This window comes from Rhodococcus sp. SBT000017 (assembly GCF_003688915.1).
GTDB lineage: Bacteria > Actinomycetota > Actinomycetes > Mycobacteriales > Mycobacteriaceae > Rhodococcoides.
On sequence record NZ_REFU01000002.1, the window covers coordinates 567,947 to 586,613 of the forward strand.

The following is an 18,667-nucleotide window of genomic DNA, read 5'->3' on the forward strand; positions in this document are numbered from 1 at the left end:
GCCCGAAACTCACCGGAGGGCCCCGATCAGACCAGACCGGGCCCCGCCTCGTTCGCGCGTTCTTCGTCTCGTTCCTGCTGCGCAGCGGCCAGACCCGACATCGTCCGTAGCGGCACTTCTTTCAAAAAGAGCACCAGCACGAATCCGAGGAGCATCAGGATCGACACTGCCAGGAACACGTAGTCCATGGCGTCGGAGAAGCCGATGCGGAACGGCTCGGCAAGAGCAGGTTCGAGCTTCTGAATGAACGAGCTGTCCTGCAGTGCACTGCCTGCAACGGAGGCGTCACCCGAGGCGATGGCCTGCGCGAAACCGGACTGCAGGGGATCGGAACTCGTTGCCGCGCTCTGTACCGCATGCTGGAACGCCGGGGTCGAACTCGCGGCAACCAACGCGTCACCCGTCTTCGGGGTCAGCTGGGTGAACAGCATCGACAGGAAGACGGCAATGCCCACAGTCGCACCGATCTGTCGGAAGAACGTTGCGGCAGAGGTGGATACACCCATGTCCTTGGGCGGCATCGCATTCTGGATGGCCAGGGTCAGCGGCTGCATCATCGAACCGAGACCGAGGCCGAACACACCCATGACGACCATCGTCTGCCACAGCGGGGTATCGGCGTGCACGTAGTGGAAGACGAACATCGCGATGGCCATCAGAGCCGTACCGACGATCGGAAAGATCTTGTAGCGCCCAGTCTTCGAGATCATCCGACCCGAGACGATCGACGCGATCATCAGGGCACCGACGAGGGGCAGGGTCTGGTAGCCGGCCAGTGTCGGCGAGGATCCCTTGACCACCTGCAGGTACTGCGGCAGCAGCGAGATGCCGCCGAACATGGCCGCTCCGGCGATGACGCTGACAGCAATACACAACGAGAACAACGGGTTTCGGAAGAATCGCATGGGGATTAGGGCGTCGTCGCCCATCTTGATCTCGGCGAGCACGAACGCGATGACGCCGACGATTCCGATTCCGAAGCACAGCAGGGCCCGCGGCGAGCTCCATCCCCACACGCGTCCCTGCTCGGCGATGATGAGCAGCGGCACGAGGCCGACGCTGAGAAGTACTGCGCCCCAACAGTCGACGCGCGTCTCGCGACGATACACCGGCAGGTTCAGTACTCGCCACACCACCACGAGTGCGATGATGCCCAGCGGGACGTTGATGTAGAAAACCCAACGCCAGCCGGTGATTCCGAGGATCGACGACTGCCCGGCGAGCAGTCCACCGATGACCGGCCCGAGCACGCTGGACGTCCCGAACACGGCCAGGAAGTAGCCCTGGTACTTGGCACGTTCGCGCGGCGGGACGATATCGCCGATGATCGCCAGGGCCATCGACATCAGACCACCTGCACCGAGGCCTTGGACGGCACGGAAGGCGGCGAGCTCGTACATCGACGTCGCGATGCCGCACAGCATCGATCCGACGACGAAGATCGAGATGGCCGTCATGAAGAACGGCTTGCGCCCGTAGAGGTCGGACAGCTTGCCGTACAACGGGGTCGAGACCGTCGAGGTGATGAGGTAGGCCGTCGTCACCCAGGCCAGAACCGAGAACCCGTTGAGGTCGTCGGCAATGGTGCGGACGGACGTCGAGACGATGGTCTGATCGAGGGCCGCGAGGAACATGCCCATCATCAGGCCCGACAGAATCGTCATGATCTCGCGATGCGAATACTCGCCGGTCGCTGAGGTCACTTCAGGCTCGGTTACCATCTTTTTGACGCACCTCTACATAGCGTTTACTTGTGTCCTACAACGATATTCGGGACACCAGCATGCGCGCAGAACGCCGTCTGTGCAACGAATTAAGGCAGGTGGTCTACTTACGCCTCATCCGGTCTCGCACCTCACGCATCGTGTGCGGGTGAATGCCCTCGGCAGCGAGCACCCGCCGAGTCTTGCGCCGCGTCAACAGAACCCCGGTGATCGCGACGATCCACACCGGGAACTGCGCGAGCAACGCCACCCGGAAACCGTCGAACGTGTACCCGCCCATCGCGTCGAGAATCCATCCGATCGCCGCGATCACCAACAGCGAAGCCAGGAAGCCGCCGATATTCACCATCCCCTGCGCCGTCCCCAGATTGGCGCTCGGATTGAACGTGCGGGCGTAATCGAACCCGATCACCGATCCCGGACCACCCACCGAGATCACCACGACGAGCAGCACCAGCAACCACAGCGGCGCGGGTCCTGGCAGCGCCAACACGATCGCCCACATCGTCGCGTTGCTGATCATGATCGCCAGTACCAGCCACGACCGACGCATCGGGTAGCGCCCGGTGAGAAGACCCACCACGATGCCCGACGCCACCGCGGCCAGCACCGACATCGTCAGCAACGCTCCGGCCGTCGATGCCGACAGGCCCTGCGCCGACGTCAGATACGGCACACCCCACAGCAAGGCGAAGACCGTGATCGAGAACTGGGTGCCCATGTGCGAGAAGAAGCCGAGCCGGGTGCCGGGCCGACGCCACACCTCGGCGATGGAGGCGAGGGTCTGTCGCAGCGTCGTCGGCTCGAACACGGGGGCAGCACCGTCGTCGGGGCGATCCCTGACGAGCGCGAGAACCAGTACGAGGGCGAGGAGCCCGAGTGCCGCTGCGCTGCCGAACGCGAACGTCCAGCCGGGTCCGTTCAACAGAATCAAGAACGGGACCGCGGAGAGCACCTGGCCGAGCTGGCCGAGCAGACCGGTCAGCTGCGAGACGATCGGCACTCGTCGCGGCGAGAACCAGCGCGGCACCAACCGCAGCACCGAGATGAACGTGAGCGCATCACCGACACCCACGAACGCCCGCGCAGCCACCGCGATGGGGAGCGATTCCGTGAGCGCCAGCGTGATCTGAGCCGACGCCATGATCAACGCGCCCGCGGCGATCATCTTGCGCGAACCGATGCGATCCAGCAGTACCCCGGCCGGGATCTGCATTCCCGCGTACACGATCACCTGCAGCACCACGAACGACGACAGCAGGGACGGCGACACCGAGAACCGATCGGCCGCACTCAGGCCGGCGACGCCGAAGGACGTCCGGTGCAGCACTCCGACGATGTAGGCGAAGACACCGACGCCCCACACCACCCACACGGTTCTCACGCGGTCACTGCTTTCACCGGAACAGTCTCTCAAGGGCTCTGTGAAATGATCGGACGCGGTAGTTCGTCGAGTATGGGAAGCGAGTCGAGTCATGGCCGAACAGGTACTGGTATTGAACGGCCCGAATCTGAACATGCTCGGCACCAGGCAGCCGGAGGTGTACGGCCACGCCACTCTCGCCGACGTCGTCACCCTGTGCGAGAAGACCGGCGCCGAGCACGGACTCACCGTCCGGGCCGAGCAGTCCAACCACGAGGGCCAGCTCATCGACTGGATTCACGAGGCCCGTGGGGTGGCGTCGGGCATCGTCATCAATCCGGGCGGGTTGACGCATACGTCCGTGGCACTGCGCGACGCACTCGTCATCCCGGAGGTGCCGATCATCGAGGTGCACATTTCCAACGTGCACGCCCGCGAGGAGTTTCGGCACCACTCCTTCGTCTCCCCCATCGCCAGCGGTGTCATCGCCGGACTCGGGATCGACGGATACCGATTCGCCATCCAACGGCTCGCTTCTCTCATCTGACACAGCTCTCATCCGGCGCTCAGGATCGACTGCCTAGACTGGCCGCGTGAACACGAGCAAGAACGTCTCCAAAGACATCAAGGCCATGCAGAACGGCGACAAGAATCGTCGGACTCTGATCCAGATCGTCGTCGCAGTCGTTCTGATCGCGCTCGTGGCTGCAATCGCACTGTTCATCGTCAACAAGGATTCGACGTCGGGGGATGCATCTCCCGCCGCAGGCTCCGGCGCGTCGACCGGAGCCCAGCTCACCCCCGCGTCTTTGACGGACGACGGTGCCATCCGCTTCGGCAACCCCGACGCCACCACCGTCATCAGCGTCGTCGAGGACTTCCAGTGCCCGGCGTGCAAGAACTTCGAGTCCATCAGCGGATCGACGTTGCAGCAGCTGGCCGACGCAGGCAATGTCGCCGTCGACTATCGCCCCATCTCCATTCTCGACCGGTTCTCGAACGGAACCATGTACTCGACGCGCGCCGCGAGCGCTGCTGTCTGCGTCGCCGAGAACGACCGCGAGAACTGGATGAACTGGCACACCGCCATGTTCGAGCAGCAGCCGTCCGAGGGCGGTACCGGACTGACCGACGACGAGCTCGTCGCGATCGCCGCATCTGCCGGTGCCGACTCCCCCGCCGTCGCGTCGTGCATCACCGACGGCAGCTACACCGATTGGGTCACCACCCAGACACAGTCGGTCCTCGGCGAAGGCATCAACGGAACACCGAACGTCCGGGTCAACGGCACCGACATCGCTAACCCGACGCCCGAGAACATCCTCGCCGCCGCAGCCGGTAACTGAGCAACTGGTAACCGAACCATGCGAACCCGAGCAGGCGCTGCAGTTGTCGGCCCAGCTGTCTTCACCCTGTTCAGCGCTCTCGGGTTACTCGCTGCGCTGACGCTGACGATCGAGCGATTCAAACTGCTCGAGGACGCGTCGTACGTCCCGTCGTGCAGCCTGAATCCGGTGCTCTCGTGCGGGTCGGTGATGGTGACGAAACAGGCGGCGCTCTTCGGCTTCCCGAACCCCATCCTCGGCATCGTCGCCTTCTCCGTCGCTCTCGTCGCCGGGGTGCTGTGGCTCGGCCGCGTCGAACTGCCGCACTGGTTCTGGCTCGGACTGAGCGCGGGCCTGCTGCTCGGTGAAGTGTTCGTGCACTGGCTGATCTTCGAGAGCCTGTACGAGATCAACGCTCTGTGCCCCTACTGCATGGTGGTGTGGGCGGTGACGATGCCGTTGTTCGTGCTGTCTCTGAGCCGATTGGTCGGCTCCGGCCCGAACAACGGCGGCACTGTCGGCCGTCTCTTCCTCGAATGGCGGTGGACGCTGCTCGCGGTGTGGTACGCAATCGTCGTCGCGCTCATCGGAATCCGCTTCTCGGACTATTGGGCATCCCTGTTCTGACAGTTTCGCAAAACTCATGAGTCGAACGTCTGCACCGTGCATGATGGGTGCAGCACCCGAGTGAGCCTGATCACAGCTACTGGCTCGGGGAAGATCGTTCGAGTAGCAGGAGTCGATACATGGCAGGCGATCCATTCGCAGTCATCGTTGCCGTCATCGTGTCCGCCGCCGGTGTTGTCGCCGGAACGGACGCCCCGGCTCCGATTCCGGATCAGGCGGTGCAGGATCAGGCGGCAGAGATTGCCGCCAACGCCGAGGAACAGGCAACGACGATGAGCGATCAGTGGACCGAACTCCTGGGCACTCTGCCCGAACCTGCCGCCGACATCGCCGACCGCACCCTCTCCGACGCCGCCGAGGGCCTGCACACCGCCGCCGAACCGATGCTCCCCGACCTGCCGACGGTGGAAGACATCGAAGCAGTCGATACAGAGGCAGCCGATACAGAAGCGGCCGCCACCGGGGCAGCGGTGCCGACCGCGCCGGAAGATGCACTGGCCGCACTCCCCACCGCAGTTGCTACCGGTTCCCCCTCGGCGCCATTGCCGTTCAGTGTGTTCTCGTCGAGTGCGGTGTCCACCACTGCGGCCGCACTCGGTGCCGGTGCCGTTCAATTTGCCGGCCGCACGTACACCGCCGCCGATATCGCCACCCAGACGGCATTCATGGCGTCGGCCGAGGCCATTCGGCGCGCGTTGTTCCCCGGTCAACCCGCCACGTTCACCGGCATCAATGTGGGCCCGATCGCTTTGGGTGCAGTGGGAGCCATCACCGCCTTCGTGCCGTGGCTGCAGAAGGCAGGCAACATCTGCGGCGGCGTCAAGGCGACGACGATCGCGGCACTGTATGCCGCCGAGAACGGCTTTCGACACGGCCCCACTGCTCCGGTCTCGAGCACCGGCGCGCAAGGTCCTGGGCAGTTCATGCCCGGCACCTGGGCGACGTACGGCAAGGACTACGACGGCAACGGCGTCATCGACGTCAACAGCATCGGTGATTCGGTGATGGCGTCGGGCACCCTGCTGTGCGATATCTACGGACAGGTCGACGGTTGGAAGCGGGAAGGCAGGGTGTCCGGTGACACCTTGGATCTGACCCTGGCCGGATACAACGCAGGCGCGGGAGCGGTACTGCGATCGGGCGGAATGCCCTCGGGCACATTCGATTACGAGACGCAGACCAAGCCGTACGTCTCTCGCATCCGGGCGACCGAAGCGCAGTTCGCGGCCATCCTCACCCCGTTCGCCGGACTCGACCTCACCGGAATCGGCGGCCGATCGGTGCAGTTGGCGATGGACTACCTGGGACTGCCGTACGTCTGGGGCGGCGGAAACATCAACGGACCGTCCGGTGGCGGATTCGACTGCTCGGGCCTGACGTCGTACGCCCTCTACAAGGCCTCGGGCGGAAAGGTCACCTTGCCCCGCACCTCGGAAACTCAGTGGAACGTGGGCACCGAGATCCCGATGGAGCTCGCGCAACCGGGCGATCTGCTGTTCGGCAACTTCGGACCGGCCGGGCCGGGTCACGTGTCGATCTACATGGGCAACGGGCAGATGGTGCATGCACCCCAACGCGGCGACGTCGTTCGAGTAGCACCGGTGTTCGACGGAATGCGCGCCCGTCACATCGTCTAGCGGTGCACACTCGGCCTGTCCGCGTACAGTGCGGTCGTGACCAATGCACGCGTGGAACCGGCCGGCTTCGACGACGAACTGGCACCGGAGCCGCCTCCCGGTGAAGGCTTCGAGACCAACTGGCCGGTGCGGACGGGCGACATCGATCCGAACAACCGACTGAGGTTCGACGGCGTTGCCCGCTACCTGCAGGACATCGGTACCGACAACCTCGACGCCACTCCCCTGGGCAAGACAGATCCCATGTGGATCGTGCGGCGCACCGTCATCGACGTCTTCGAGCCGATCCATTTCCCGGACCGAGTGCACATGCGGCGTTGGTGTTCGTCGATGTCGACGCGGTGGTCGAACATGCGCGTGGCACTGACGACACCGAAGGGTGGGCGCATCGAGACCGAGGGCTTCTGGATCAACATCAGCAAGGACACCGGAATGCCGACCCGCATCAGCGACGGCGCACTGGAAATGCTGGCCCGAACCACCGATCAACACCGGTTGCGGTGGAAGGCATGGCTGACCGAGCCGGTGCCGGCCGAATCGCCCACCGATCTGCAGTTCCCTTTGCGCGCAACCGATATCGACCCGTTCAACCACCTCAACAACGCTGCCTACTGGCACGCGATCGAGGAGTTGCTGGTGGACGTGCCCGAGCTGGCCGCGGCGCCGCACCGCGCCGTCATCGAGTACCTGACCCCGGTGCTGGCCAACGAACGTGTCACTCTGCGCCACCGCTACGACGGCGGGGCGCTCACCGTCTGGTTCGTCGTCACCGGAGCATCGGGCGAGCCAACGGTGCGCACCGTCGCCAAGGTTGCCGCCAGAGCCTGACGGTCGAGCTTGCCGCGCGGCGTACGCGGCAGGCTGTCCAGGATGGCGAGCACCACCGGCAGGCTTGGGCCCGGCAGCACGGTGCGTAGGTGGCGGCGGATCCGAGCCACGGATATCGGATCGTTCTGCGCAACAACAACTCCGGCCGCGGGCTCCTCGCCGGTTCGGTCGTGGGACAACCCGACCACCCCGGCCTCGAGCACACCGGGAACTGCGAGCAAGGCGGCCTCGATCGGAGTCAGCTCCACCATGAGACCGGCCCGGACGATCGTCTCGCTGCCGCGGCCGTGCAAGGTCAGTCGACCGTCCTCGACACTGCCGCGATCGCCGACGGTCATCCACCCGTTATTGTCCGGCCCGTTCGTCAGGGTGGTGTGGTCTCCCACTCGGCTCAGATAGCCGTCGAACAGCATGTCGCTGCGGACGTGCAGCAGCTCGTCCCTGATCTCGACCTCGACCCCATCGAACAGCTGTCCGCTGACCTCGGTGCCGTTGCTGTCGCTTCGGTCGTAGGAGACAAAACTGAGCTCGGACGCGCCGTAGAAGTGCGTCAGCACTGCATTGGGCAGTACCGCTGCCAGTGCGGCCCTACCCGATTGTGCCCACCGCGCCGCGGACGAGAGCACCTCACGGACACTCGTCGATCGCACTCCCGAGCGAGCGATGTCCCAGGCGATGGTCGGGACCGAATACAGATGGGTCACAGCATCTTCGAGAGCCGCTGTCGGCTCTCGTAGGTCGACCGTCGCCCCCCCCGGGTGAGCCCGTGCAGTGCGCCGTAGAGGAAATGCGTGTGATCGACTGTGCCGGGTGCGGACACCCGATTGCCGCGACCCAGATCGAGCAGGGCATCGGAGCGGTCCAGCGTCGCCGCCCACGAGGCCTGATTGCGCACGAACAACTTGGGCGGGCCAGTGGTTCCGGACGTGACGCCCACGAGCAACTCGGAATTCGGTGCGGCCGTGGGGGTGGTTTCGGTAGGCCCGAGTGCAAGATCATCGGGTGCGAACACGTTGCCTGCACCCCAACCATGCAACCGCCCGTGCTGGCGCGGATGCGCGGCGATCAGAGAGGGCTTACACACCGCGATGACGTCGGCGAATTCATGAGCCAACAGATGTCGATGCAGCAGAACGACACTGACCCCCGCATGCATCGCCGCGACGACGACCACCAAGGACCCGATATCCGAGGTCGGCAGTACCGCGATGCGACGCTTCCCTGCCAATCTGTGAGAAAGCTCCGTCGCCGTGCGTGTCACCCGATCCCAGAATTCCCGGTAGGTGATTCCACCGGTCGCATCGACGACAGCTGCCTCGGGACGGTCGGAATGCCGCGCTACCCGGGCGGCGAGAAGCTCACTCGTCATGGTCTTTTTCAACTTCATCGTCATCTGCGCCGTCGTCATCGACACCGCGCGCGACGAGCGCATCGCCCATCGCGTCGGCCGTGCGGAGGGCGCGCACGAGGACCGGCGTTGCCAGTGCCGTCATCGACCATTGCAGTCCGCGTGCTTTACGGGCCTGCGACACCTCTTGCACGATGGACGCGAGCAGCGGGATGCATCGAATGGCGAGGGCCAAGAGCAGTCCGATGCGATCCGGGTCGACCCCGAAGCGTCGGACGGGGCCGAGCGCCCTGGTGACGGTATCGAGCATGTCGGTCACCCGGGTGGTGAGGGTGACCAGAGCTGCCAGAGCAACAGAGATCACCAGCACCCCACACACCACCACGGCGCGCTGCCAGGTAGTGATGATCACCTGGAAGACGCCGATGATCAGCAGCATCCACAGCACCGGACGTAGTTGCGCCAGTGCAACTTTCGCCGGGATTCGAGCCGCCGCGAACAATGCCGCCACCAGCAGCGCCACCACACCTACTTCGAGGGGGGTGCGCGCGAAGATCACCGTCGCCAGGATCGCGAAGATCAGCGCCAGCAGCTTCGATCCCGGGCTCATCCGGTGCAGCAGCGAGGTGCCGGGCCGGTAGAGACCGATCATCCGATCAGCTCCCGGTAGGCCGGGACCGCGGCGGCGGGGGTGCCGTCGAACGCGATACGGCCGTCGTCGATGACGATGACGCGCTCGAAGCTGTCCAGCAGCGCAAGTTGATGTGTCACGACGATGACTTGCTGGTTCATCGAATCGAGAGCCTGCGCGACGACGCGTCCGTTGCGCAGATCGAGCAGCGTCGTCGGTTCGTCCGCAACGACCACCTCCGGCCGTCGGATGAGGACGGCACCGATGGCAAGCAGTTGCTTCTGTCCACCCGAGAGCAGGTGCGCCGGATGGTCGCGGTGCTGATCGAGACGGAAGCGGACCAGGATTTCGTCGACGCGGTCCGACACCTCTTTTTTGCTGAGCCCGGATCTACGCAGGGAGAACGCGAGATCCTCTGCGACCGTCGGCATCACGATCTGCGAATCGGGATCGGTGAACACGAAGCCGACCTTCTTACGAACCTGCGCCCCCTTCTTCGCAGCGTCGACGCCGTCGACCGTGACGCGGCCGGTATCGGGCTTGATCAAACCGTTGATCATCCGGGCGAGCGTCGACTTACCCGAACCGTTGGATCCGATGATGCCGATGCGGCGCTCGTCGAACTCGAGGTCGATGCTGCTGAGCACCTGCCGTTCCCCGAACGAGTGCGAGATGTTCTCGAACTTGATCGTGCTCATAAACACCCGCTCATGTTGCTCGCTCCACCAGCATCGCTATTCCTTGCCCGCCGCCGATGGCGCAGGCCGCCAGGCCCAGTGCCGGGCCTCCGGGTTGCAGCATTCGAGAGGCCAACCGTACCAGCAGAATTGCGCCCGATGCTCCCCACGGGTGCCCCATGGCGATGGCTCCGCCCTCCGGACAGATGCGGCCTTCGTCGAGGCCCAATTCATCCGAGACCGCGAGCACGACCGACGCGAACGCCTCGGTGATCTCGACGGTGTCGATGTCCTCGAGGACCACCCCGGTGCGCGCGAGCAGCTTCTCGATCGCCGGCACCGGACCGAGCCCGGGGAGAGCCGGGTCGGACCCTGCTACCGCACTGCCGAGGATGCGCAATGCCGGCATCCCGGCTGCCCGCTCGGCCGTGGTGATGGCCAGAACTGCTGCCCCGTCGGATATTCCGCACGAGTTGCCCGCGGTCACCGTGCCGTCGGAGGTGAAGGTGGGGCGCAGCCTGCCGAGCCGCTGGGCGGTCATGTTGGGGCGGATGCGCTCATCGGTTGCGACGTCGTTCACAGTGACGATCTCGGCCGAGAAGTCGCAGGCCGCCGCTCGCGCGAACGACCGTGCAGCGTAAGCATCTTGGCGTTCGCGCCCGATACCGCGGATTCGCGCGAGGTCGTCCGCCGCCACACCCATGTCCGGGTCCTCGAAGCCGTGCGGCGCGAACGGCGCTCGGGTGTAGCGGACGGGATCTTGGCCGTCGACCGGCGGCCAGAATCGCCACGGGCTGGTGCTGGCAGATTCGACGCCACCGGCCAGAATCAGCGTTTCGTCGCCGCTGCGGATGCGCGACGCGGCCTGCATGACGGCGTCGAGCCCGGATCCACACTGCCGATCGACGGTGACTCCTGGAACGCCGACACCGAGACCCGCGAGCAGCGACGAGACACGTGCGACGTCGCCGCCGGGACCGAGACAGTTGCCGAGGATCACGTCGTCGATCGGGATGCCGAGTGAGCTGATCTCTGCTGCAACGGCTTTCAGCACCGGTGCGGCAAGGTTCGGGGCGGTGACATCGACGAAGCCATGCCCGGCGATACCGATTGCCGTACGTTTCGCCGCAACGATGACGGGAGTGATCACAGGAGCGACCCGCGGGCGATCTTGCCGCTGGAGGTGCGGGGCAACTGCTGCACCACCGTCCAGCGTCGCGGCAGTGCTTCCTTGGCCATTATTGCGCGAGCGTCGGCGCGAACGAGGTCGAGGTCGCGGGTTCCATCGAGTTCGATGACGGCAGAGACCGTTTCGCCGAGAACCGCGTGCGGTGTGCCGATCGCCGCCGCAGCTCGGACGCCGTCGAGTGCGGTCAGGATGTTCTCCACGTCCTCGGCGATCACGGTGGTTCCGCCCACGTTGATCGCTGCATCCCCGCGGCCGTGGACGAGAAGTTCGGAGCCGTTCAGTTCGGCCAGATCACCGACGCCGAACCAGCCGCGCGCACCGAGTGCAGCGTACGGCGATCGGACGAACAGGTACCCGTCCTCGGTGCGTGCTTCGACTTCCCGGAGCAGTCTCAGTGACGAGTGTTCGCCCACGACCCTCGCCGCCACCAGCGACAGCTCCGCCGAGCCGTAGTACTCGACCAGCCTGATTTGCTGCGCCGAGATCGTCTGTGCGGCAGCATCATCGAGGCCGGAACCGGCTGCGACGGCAATCCGCGCACGAGGCATCCGGCGGAGGACGTCACGGAGTACCGCAGGCACCGCATGAACGGCAGTGGCCTGGGCAGGATCGTCGGTGACGCAGGCCCCCAGCCACAGTGCGTGCACCGCGGCGAACAGGTGCATCGTGGCGTGCAGCGGTCCGGTGATGAGCACGGTATCGGTGGGGCGAAGACCCGTGATCTCGGTGAACTCGGGGAAGCTGTCGACCCACGACGCGGCAGTGCGAGCGAGCGGTTTCGGGCGGCCGGTGGAGCCCGAGGTCGCCACCAGCAGGAACGCGTCGGGATCGGTGTGCGTAGGGCGCTCGGGACGGGCGGCCGGGTCCTCGACTCGGACCGCGTTGCCCTGGCGAGCTGCGGCGAAAACGCAGATCAACGCATCCGGCAGCTCCAATGCCGATGCGTCGTGTGATCGAGCCCCGTGCACCGGGAGGTGAGGCCATTGCTCGACGGCGGCGTCGAGGTCAGCGTAGGTGAGGGTGCGATCCGCCCAGGCGATAGCTGTGCTGTTGTCGCGACCTCGACCTCCCAGCGTCAGAGTCACGCCTTGATCAGGCCCGGGTACGCGCGGTGGACGCTCTTGGCGACGACGGTGGCGACGACGACTTTGGCGATGTCACCGGGCAGGAAGGGTCCGTTGGACGTGACGGCGGCCAAGACTCCGACGTCTGTGCGCAGAACGAGTCCGATGATGCCGAATGCGTAGACAACCAGGATTCCGCCAATCGCGTTGATCAGCAGGCCGAGCACGATCGAGTATTTGGGCAGGATGCGCGCTGTGAGCAGGCCGATCAGGAATGCGGCCGGTATCCAGCCGATGAGGTACCCGACGGTGGGCCCGGCCATGGCGGCGAGACCGGTGCGTCCACCGGCCAGCAGCGGCAGACCGATCATCGTCAGCGCGAGGAACACCAGGACTGCGGCCGTGCCCTTGCGGGGTCCGAGGATGGCACCGGACAGGATGATGCCGAGGGTCTGCAAGGTGATGGGGACGCCCGAGAATCCGACCGTGATCGATCCCGGCAGGCCGAGCGCAGCGATCAGTGCTGCGAACACTGCGATCTGCGCCATGTCGCGGGCGGAGACGTTCATTCGGCTGACCTTACGGCTCGGCGGGCGAGTACTGCTGTCGACATCTGACACGGGTGGCTCCTCGAGGAGTGGGGCGGTGACCTGCCCCAGAGACTTGAACGGCGTTCAAGGTAGCAGGCCAACGGCCTGTGCCACACCGGCACGGGTGTTGATCAGAAGGGCGGAGGGTCGTATCGGGTGCGGTCGTATCGGACGCGCGCATGGACGACACGACAGTGTTCGAGGTAGGCCCGCCGCTTCTCCGCCAACTTTCCTCGGTCGACATCTGTTGCTGCAGAGCGGAATTCGTCGAGAGTCGGCGGTGCACACCCGCTGAATTCGAGCTCCCAGCGGGTGGGTTCGACCGGGCTCGCCCCTGGCCGGGACGAGCCCCTTCGCCGTCGGCGGGATAGGCGGGGAGTCGCGATGCACAACTCCGGCAACGTGACTTTGCGCAGACCTAGGGAGTTCGACCACAGAATCGCGCCGCCTGCGAGCATCACCGCCGACCACGCCCCCGAGGTCTTGGCCTGATGATGAAACACGCACACCGGCTGAAGATTGGTCACGATCGTCCAGCCGCCGCGCTCGGGATCGTCGTGATCGAACGGAACCAGATGATCGATCTGGCACCGGGCCGACGGCACGTCGCAGTTCGGGAACGTACACGTGCGATAGGCAGCCCGAACGAACGCGACGACGCGGGCACCTGGCCGATACGTCACCGCCGCCTGCGACGGAGCGGACTCGCCGCCATGACCGTCGGGAAAGATGCCGCGAGCACGCTCGGGCTGTTCGGCGATCCACGCAAGCCACCGTGCGACGAGCCCGTCGCGGACAGACTCCTCCCCCAGTACCGGGACTGCAGGTGGGAGGCAGTGGGCACCTACGAGACGCACGGACGGAAGCTCGGCGGCACCGCGCACCCGACCCATGCCGACGACTCGACGCAACAGCGACGGAGCCGTCGAGAACGGCCCGAACGGACCCGACACCGAACCCGGCACATCGCCACTGCGGAAGCCGGCACGGCCGGGACCGGAGTGCGAACGACCGTCGGAGCGTTCCGGGGCCGGGCCGTCGGGGCGGCACGTGCTGCCGCCGCCATTACGAGGACCGCCATCGTCCGGACCGCCACTATCCGGACCACCTATGTCCGGACCGCCGTCATCGGGGCCACCGTCCAGCCCATCGCCGTCCTGGCCGTCATCGTCACGCTTTTCGTCGTCCCGGCTTTCGTCGTCCCGGCTCTCTTCACCCGGGCCGTCATCGCTGGAGCCGCCATCGTCCGGGCCATCAACATTCGATCCGTCTTCCCCCGTGTTTCTCGGTTCGGGCTTCAGCATCTCGACCAGCTCGGTCAGCAGCGCCTGCCACTTCGCGTCGGTGGCGACTATGCGCGCCACTTCGGGGTCGATGGGCGTGCCGTCGGCGAGGGTCGCGGGCTCCGAGGACAGCCCCAGCAGCGTCTCCACCGCCACCACGATCTGGAGGAGATGCCCGCGCCGAGGAGGAATATCGTCGGCAGCGCCGGCCACCGGGCAGTCGTCTCCGCGATCGCATTGGCATGCGAGTGAATGCTCGCCGTGCAGCAACGCCATCAGACCCGCTGCCCGAAGCGTCCCTGTCGATCGTGGGTCGCGCTTGCAGACCGTCCCGACGATCTCGACGATGAGGGCATCCGCTTCCGCTGCTTCGAGATCGGTGATCTTCGCAATGAGCGACGCGATCCCACCCGGACCGGTGCGGTCGATCCGCACACCGACCTCCTCGGACTTCGCGGTCTCGCGGGCAGCTGCGGCACCGACCGGATCGGCCTTCATCCACAGTCTCCAGATCCGGTTGCGCAAGGCCTGCGGACGCATCCGGCCACCCGCGGCACAGACCTCGTACTCGATTGCCGCAATCGCCTCGTCACTGGCGCGATGAAGCACGGAGGTGATCGTGACAACTGTCGACCAGTCGAAGCTGCCGGTCACGAAACGCAAGGCCGTCAACGGCATTCGATGCAGACGCTCCGCGACATCGTGCACAACGGACGCATCGCGACGCGTTCCGGTCATCGTCACGGCCAGATCGCACAGGGCACCGCGGACGGTCTCGCCTGGATCTCCGCCGTCGGCTTCGGCTGCTTCGAGGCGCATCTCGAGCACGTCGCAGTACGCGAGCACGGTCGCCGCCCGAGCAAGGTTCTCGTTGACACGGTTGAGCGCGATGACGTCGAGGAACCCCGCAATGCAGTCATCGACCGGCGGCGTCTCCGCCACCCCCCACCCACCGGTATCGAACATGATTTCGATAGTACGAGAGGGGTACGACAAGAAAATGCAATGTCCCAGCACCAGTACAGCGGTAACAGTTGTGGGGCCGAACAGGCGTGGCACTCTTCGTACCGAGGACTCAGGTGACGGTACCTCGAGCCGGGTTCAGATCCGCCGCATCTTCGCTCAGATCCCACGTTTCATCGTGCGAGTGGACAGCACGAGGCCGACCGCGGCGACCACTGCGGCCACGATCGTGCCGCGGAGAACCGAGGTGTCGAGGAAATCGCCTATGAACAGCACTCGGGCGGCGTCGACGATGTAGGTGATCGGATTGATCGCAGCGATGCCGCTCAGCCAGCCGGGACCTGACGAGACGGGGAGCAGAATGCCCGAGAGCAATGTGGTCGGGAAGATCAGCATCTGGGTGACGATCCAGAAGAGGTTCCCACTGGGCATCGAGGCAATGGCGAGGACGTAGGAGAAGGCGCTGAGACCCGTGGCCATGACGATCAGTAGTGCCATCGCGGCTAGGGCACCCAGGAGATGAAAATTCATACCCAGCGGAATGGCGATGGCAGTGAGTAGGGTCGCCTGGGCGAACAGAATGATGACGTCCTTGGCGGTCCGTCCGAGGACTATTGAGGTGCGGCTGATGGGGGTAGCAAGGAAGCGTTCCATCTGCCCTCCATTGAGTTCGCTCAGCATGCCGTGACCGGCCGAGAGCGGTCCCATCAGGCACATCATCACGAGGATGCCCGGTAGGAACCACTGCCAGACGTCGCCCCCTCTCGCGCCCAGGTCCGCTCCTGCGCCGACGAGCATCGAGCCGAAAAGCACCAGGAAAAGCAGGGGCTGTCCCATGGCGAAAAGAATGCTGAGGGGAGATCGGATCTCTGGCGTGATCTCGCGGGAGAACACGGTGGTGATGTCCCGGATGAGACTAGGCATGAATGGCCGCATTCGGCTCGACGGCGGTTTGGGTAGCGCCGCCCGAATCATCGAGGCGGCGCCCGGTGAGGTTGAGAAACACTTCGTCGAGCGAGGGACGCTGCAAGCTAGCTCGACTGACGGTGATCGCGTCGTTGTGCAAGCACCGCAGGACTACCGGCATCGAGGCTTCGGCGTCTGCAACTCGGACACTCAGCCGGTTACCCTCTTGTGTGGCAACGGAGACTCCCGGAATCTGACGGAGACTAGGTGCCGCGCGTTCGGCGTCGGTCGTGGTGATATGAATCCAGTCGCCTGCTAAGTCCGCCTTCAGGGCATCGGCCGTGCCGTTGGCGATCACCTCCCCGCGGTCGACGATCACGATCCTGTCGGCTGTTCGGTCGGCCTCGTCGAGGTAATGAGTGGTCAGCAATACGGTGATGCCGTGCTGCCGGCGGAGGAGCTGGATCTGATCCCACAATCCGGCCCGACTCTGCGGATCCAAGCCTGTGGAGGGCTCGTCGAGGAAGAGCACTTTGGGTTTGTGGATCAGGCCGAGGGCTATGTCCACCCGGCGTCGCTGACCGCCCGAGAGCGTGTCGGGGGTGCGCGCGGCCAGGTCGCCGAGACCGAGAACTTCGAGCACCTCATCGGCGCGGCGGCGCGCATCGCCGCTCGTCAGGCCGTAGCAGCGCCCCTGGGTGACCAGCTCGTCGCGGATGCGATGGCTTACTCCGGAGGCGTTCTTCTGGCCCACGTACCCGATCGCCTCACGTGCCCGGCCCGGCTCCCGAACCACATCATGGCCTGCGATATGCACGCTGCCTGCTGTTGGCGGCAGCAGTGTGGTCAGCATCCGGAGTGTCGTGGACTTGCCCGCTCCGTTCGGTCCGAGGAGCGCCACCAGCTCGCCAGTGGCGACGTCAAGGTTGACATTGCGCACCGCCTCGATCGTGCCCCCTCGGGCCTCGAAGGTCTTACGCAGCCCTTCGGCCCTGATCATCGCCACTTCGCCCATGCAATGGATACTAAAATATCCAAAGAAGAACTTCAAACTTCCATTTTTGAGACCCAAAGCTCCCTATGAGTAGTCGTTGGTACCATCTTTCCGTGAGCGCGAAAAGCCGAACCGAACAAGCCATAGTCGCTGCGGCCGTACGCACCTGGGCGAGTGAGCGAGCGGCGACCTTGCCAGAGATCGCCGAGGCCGCCGCGGTTGGTCGCACGACGTTGCATCGCTACTTCCCCGTGCGCGACGGTCTGGTCCGCGCCGCCGTGAGACATGCACTCGAGTCGGTCGGCGCTGCGATTGCCGAGGCGCAGCCTGAGACCGGGCACCCGCTGGATGCGATGCGCCGCGTGGTTGCAGCACTGGCTTCGGTCAGCGAGGCAATTATGTTCGTGTTCGGAGACCAGTCCCTCATGCGCGACGTCGTGCCCACAGCCCAGCCAGACCTTCCGACGCCGCGAGATCCAGTGATAGAGCTCATCAGGCGCGGGCAGGCGGAGGGCGTATTCGACAGCGAGGTCACCGCCGAATGGATGCAGCAGGTCTTGTGGGGGATTTCGTACACCGCGTTCGAGCAAGTTGCGCAGGGCTCTTTGGCCAAGTTCGAAGTAGTCGCAACCGTGAACCGCACACTGGAGCGGGGTATTACCGCTCTGCCCGGCGGACTGACGTGAGCGCCAGCGTGGTCGCGACGCCCGAGTACGAAGAGTCCGGTTGGACGGTGGACTTTTGGCTCGACCCTGCCTGCCCACTCACCCGCTACACAGCACGTTGGATAGTCCAGATCGCCAATGAAGTGCAGCTGACCGTGCGTTGGCGTGTGATGAGTTTGTCGGTGCTCAACGAGCACCGCGATGTCGACCCCGAAGGCGATACCCACGGCTATCTCTGGGTTCCCGCACGTGTGGCAGTAGCAGTCCAAACCGAGCACGGGCACGATGCGCTCGGCACCTTCTACAGCGCGTTGTGGACCGACCCCCACGGTGCCGAACGGGAATGGATCGGTGATATCACCGAGGCACTCTCGAGGTCGGGTCTACCCACCTCACTCGCCGGGGCCGGCATGAATACCGGCCACGACGCTGAGCTGCGCCGCTCCCATCACGACGGACTCGACCGTATCGAGGCCGAAGTCGGCACGCCTGTTCTGGCTATCACCACATCCCAGGGCGACAAGCGTGCATTCTTCGGCCCGGTTCTGCGCGACGCTGTCGACCGCGAGGACGCGATCACCCTCTGGGAAGCCCTCCTACAGCTGTCATCGGTTCGCGCCTTCCGCGAGCTCAAGAGTTGAATGGCGCTCCCTCCGAGGGCCATTGACCTCCTCGCCCCGCGTCCTATCTGAGCGATGGGGGTTGGCAAAGCGGGCCGAAGGTGAGGCTCAGCGCAATGATGACGCCCAACCTCGAGATGGGAATCGAACCCGGCAGAGCCGATCAACGCATGCGGCAGAATCGAACTCCCGTCCATCTCGAACCGGTCGGTACCCGACGCTTCGAAAAACCA

19 protein-coding genes are annotated in these 18,667 nt (G+C 65.1%); 7 read left to right on the plus strand and 12 right to left on the minus strand.

The features are described 5' to 3' along the window. Positions 1–26: 26 nt before the first annotated feature. Together AYK61_RS23795 and AYK61_RS23800 are read right to left on the minus strand one after the other, a co-directional pair. Positions 27–1,721: an MDR family MFS transporter gene (locus AYK61_RS23795; RefSeq protein ID WP_121873375.1), complete on the minus strand. Its 1,695-nt coding sequence runs from the start codon at positions 1,719–1,721 to the stop codon at positions 27–29. Between the two features lie 106 nt (positions 1,722–1,827). After that, complete coding sequence (locus tag AYK61_RS23800; RefSeq protein WP_121873376.1) at positions 1,828–3,108, minus strand: nitrate/nitrite transporter; 1,281 nt, start codon at positions 3,106–3,108, stop codon at positions 1,828–1,830. A 91-nt stretch (positions 3,109–3,199) separates the two neighbouring features. On the opposite strand from AYK61_RS23800, the gene aroQ reads away from it, so the two are divergent. The 5 genes from aroQ to AYK61_RS23825 all read left to right on the plus strand — a co-directional run bounded on the left by aroQ (position 3,200) and on the right by AYK61_RS23825 (position 7,504). After that, positions 3,200–3,634 (plus strand): type II 3-dehydroquinate dehydratase, encoded by a 435-nt coding sequence (gene aroQ / locus AYK61_RS23805; RefSeq protein WP_121873377.1) that lies wholly within the window; start codon positions 3,200–3,202, stop codon positions 3,632–3,634. Positions 3,635–3,680: 46 nt separating this feature from the next. Next, entirely contained in the window at positions 3,681–4,433 is a 753-nt protein-coding gene (locus tag AYK61_RS23810) for a DsbA family protein (protein WP_259468256.1), read from the plus strand. An 18-nt stretch (positions 4,434–4,451) separates the two neighbouring features. After that, positions 4,452–5,039 carry a vitamin K epoxide reductase family protein gene (locus AYK61_RS23815; protein ID WP_121873378.1) on the plus strand — a complete coding sequence of 196 codons (588 nt, stop codon included), beginning with the start codon at positions 4,452–4,454 and terminating at the stop codon, positions 5,037–5,039. A gap of 119 nt (positions 5,040–5,158) precedes the next feature. Beyond that, positions 5,159–6,676 (plus strand): NlpC/P60 family protein, encoded by a 1,518-nt coding sequence (locus AYK61_RS23820; protein ID WP_121873379.1) that lies wholly within the window; start codon positions 5,159–5,161, stop codon positions 6,674–6,676. A 36-nt stretch (positions 6,677–6,712) separates the two neighbouring features. Further along, the gene (locus AYK61_RS23825) at positions 6,713–7,504 is read left to right on the plus strand and encodes an acyl-[acyl-carrier-protein] thioesterase (RefSeq protein ID WP_397485672.1); all 792 of its coding nucleotides are present in this window, start codon (positions 6,713–6,715) and stop codon (positions 7,502–7,504) included. On the opposite strand, the gene AYK61_RS28085 is transcribed toward AYK61_RS23825, so the two are convergent. From AYK61_RS28085 to AYK61_RS23870, 10 genes are all read right to left on the minus strand, one after another. Next, on the minus strand, positions 7,408–8,208 hold the full coding sequence (locus AYK61_RS28085) for an AMP-binding enzyme (RefSeq protein ID WP_259468257.1): 801 nt from the start codon (positions 8,206–8,208) through the stop codon (positions 7,408–7,410). The two genes, AYK61_RS23825 and AYK61_RS28085, sit on opposite strands and share 97 nt — an antisense overlap. Next, positions 8,205–8,873, minus strand: a complete 669-nt coding sequence (locus AYK61_RS28090) for an AMP-binding protein (protein WP_259468258.1) — start codon at positions 8,871–8,873, stop codon at positions 8,205–8,207. Before AYK61_RS28090 ends, AYK61_RS28085 begins: the two co-directional genes overlap by 4 nt. Further along, positions 8,863–9,504, minus strand: coding sequence for an energy-coupling factor transporter transmembrane protein EcfT (locus AYK61_RS23835; protein ID WP_121873380.1), 642 nt, complete (start codon positions 9,502–9,504; stop codon positions 8,863–8,865). Before AYK61_RS23835 ends, AYK61_RS28090 begins: the two co-directional genes overlap by 11 nt. After that, positions 9,501–10,181, minus strand: coding sequence for an energy-coupling factor ABC transporter ATP-binding protein (locus tag AYK61_RS23840; RefSeq protein ID WP_121873381.1), 681 nt, complete (start codon positions 10,179–10,181; stop codon positions 9,501–9,503). The genes AYK61_RS23835 and AYK61_RS23840 overlap by 4 nt, the downstream gene beginning before the upstream one ends. 10 nt (positions 10,182–10,191) lie before the next feature. Further along, complete coding sequence (locus AYK61_RS23845; RefSeq protein WP_121873382.1) at positions 10,192–11,310, minus strand: thiolase family protein; 1,119 nt, start codon at positions 11,308–11,310, stop codon at positions 10,192–10,194. Then, positions 11,307–12,434 (minus strand): AMP-binding protein, encoded by a 1,128-nt coding sequence (locus tag AYK61_RS23850; RefSeq protein WP_121873383.1) that lies wholly within the window; start codon positions 12,432–12,434, stop codon positions 11,307–11,309. The genes AYK61_RS23845 and AYK61_RS23850 overlap by 4 nt, the downstream gene beginning before the upstream one ends. Next, positions 12,431–12,982: a biotin transporter BioY gene (locus AYK61_RS23855; RefSeq protein ID WP_183130526.1), complete on the minus strand. Its 552-nt coding sequence runs from the start codon at positions 12,980–12,982 to the stop codon at positions 12,431–12,433. Before AYK61_RS23855 ends, AYK61_RS23850 begins: the two co-directional genes overlap by 4 nt. A 152-nt stretch (positions 12,983–13,134) precedes the next feature. Beyond that, positions 13,135–15,252 carry an HNH endonuclease signature motif containing protein gene (locus tag AYK61_RS23860; RefSeq protein WP_121873384.1) on the minus strand — a complete coding sequence of 706 codons (2,118 nt, stop codon included), beginning with the start codon at positions 15,250–15,252 and terminating at the stop codon, positions 13,135–13,137. Between the two features lie 156 nt (positions 15,253–15,408). Beyond that, on the minus strand, positions 15,409–16,173 hold the full coding sequence (locus AYK61_RS23865) for an ABC transporter permease (protein WP_121873385.1): 765 nt from the start codon (positions 16,171–16,173) through the stop codon (positions 15,409–15,411). Further along, complete coding sequence (locus tag AYK61_RS23870; protein ID WP_259468259.1) at positions 16,166–17,170, minus strand: ATP-binding cassette domain-containing protein; 1,005 nt, start codon at positions 17,168–17,170, stop codon at positions 16,166–16,168. The genes AYK61_RS23865 and AYK61_RS23870 overlap by 8 nt, the downstream gene beginning before the upstream one ends. A gap of 92 nt (positions 17,171–17,262) precedes the next feature. On the opposite strand from AYK61_RS23870, the gene AYK61_RS23875 reads away from it, so the two are divergent. Beyond that, positions 17,263–17,835 (plus strand): TetR/AcrR family transcriptional regulator, encoded by a 573-nt coding sequence (locus AYK61_RS23875; RefSeq protein ID WP_220709173.1) that lies wholly within the window; start codon positions 17,263–17,265, stop codon positions 17,833–17,835. Beyond that, a complete protein-coding gene (locus AYK61_RS23880) occupies positions 17,832–18,455 on the plus strand; it encodes a disulfide bond formation protein DsbA (protein ID WP_220709174.1) in 624 nt (207 codons plus the stop codon). Before AYK61_RS23875 ends, AYK61_RS23880 begins: the two co-directional genes overlap by 4 nt. Positions 18,456–18,667 lie beyond the last annotated feature (212 nt).

Coding starts and splice junctions, on each gene's coding strand:
- AYK61_RS28090 (WP_259468258.1), bottom strand. CDS start 8,873: ATGACGAGTGAGCTTCTCGCCGCCCGGGTAGCGCGGCATTCCGACCGT.
- AYK61_RS23870 (WP_259468259.1), bottom strand. CDS start 17,170: ATGGGCGAAGTGGCGATGATCAGGGCCGAAGGGCTGCGTAAGACCTTC.
- AYK61_RS23815 (WP_121873378.1), top strand. CDS start 4,452: ATGCGAACCCGAGCAGGCGCTGCAGTTGTCGGCCCAGCTGTCTTCACC.
- AYK61_RS23865 (WP_121873385.1), bottom strand. CDS start 16,173: ATGCCTAGTCTCATCCGGGACATCACCACCGTGTTCTCCCGCGAGATC.
- AYK61_RS23840 (WP_121873381.1), bottom strand. CDS start 10,181: ATGAGCACGATCAAGTTCGAGAACATCTCGCACTCGTTCGGGGAACGG.
- AYK61_RS23855 (WP_183130526.1), bottom strand. CDS start 12,982: ATGAACGTCTCCGCCCGCGACATGGCGCAGATCGCAGTGTTCGCAGCA.
- AYK61_RS23835 (WP_121873380.1), bottom strand. CDS start 9,504: ATGATCGGTCTCTACCGGCCCGGCACCTCGCTGCTGCACCGGATGAGC.
- AYK61_RS23820 (WP_121873379.1), top strand. CDS start 5,159: ATGGCAGGCGATCCATTCGCAGTCATCGTTGCCGTCATCGTGTCCGCC.
- AYK61_RS23860 (WP_121873384.1), bottom strand. CDS start 15,252: ATGTTCGATACCGGTGGGTGGGGGGTGGCGGAGACGCCGCCGGTCGAT.
- AYK61_RS23795 (WP_121873375.1), bottom strand. CDS start 1,721: ATGGTAACCGAGCCTGAAGTGACCTCAGCGACCGGCGAGTATTCGCAT.
- aroQ (WP_121873377.1), top strand. CDS start 3,200: ATGGCCGAACAGGTACTGGTATTGAACGGCCCGAATCTGAACATGCTC.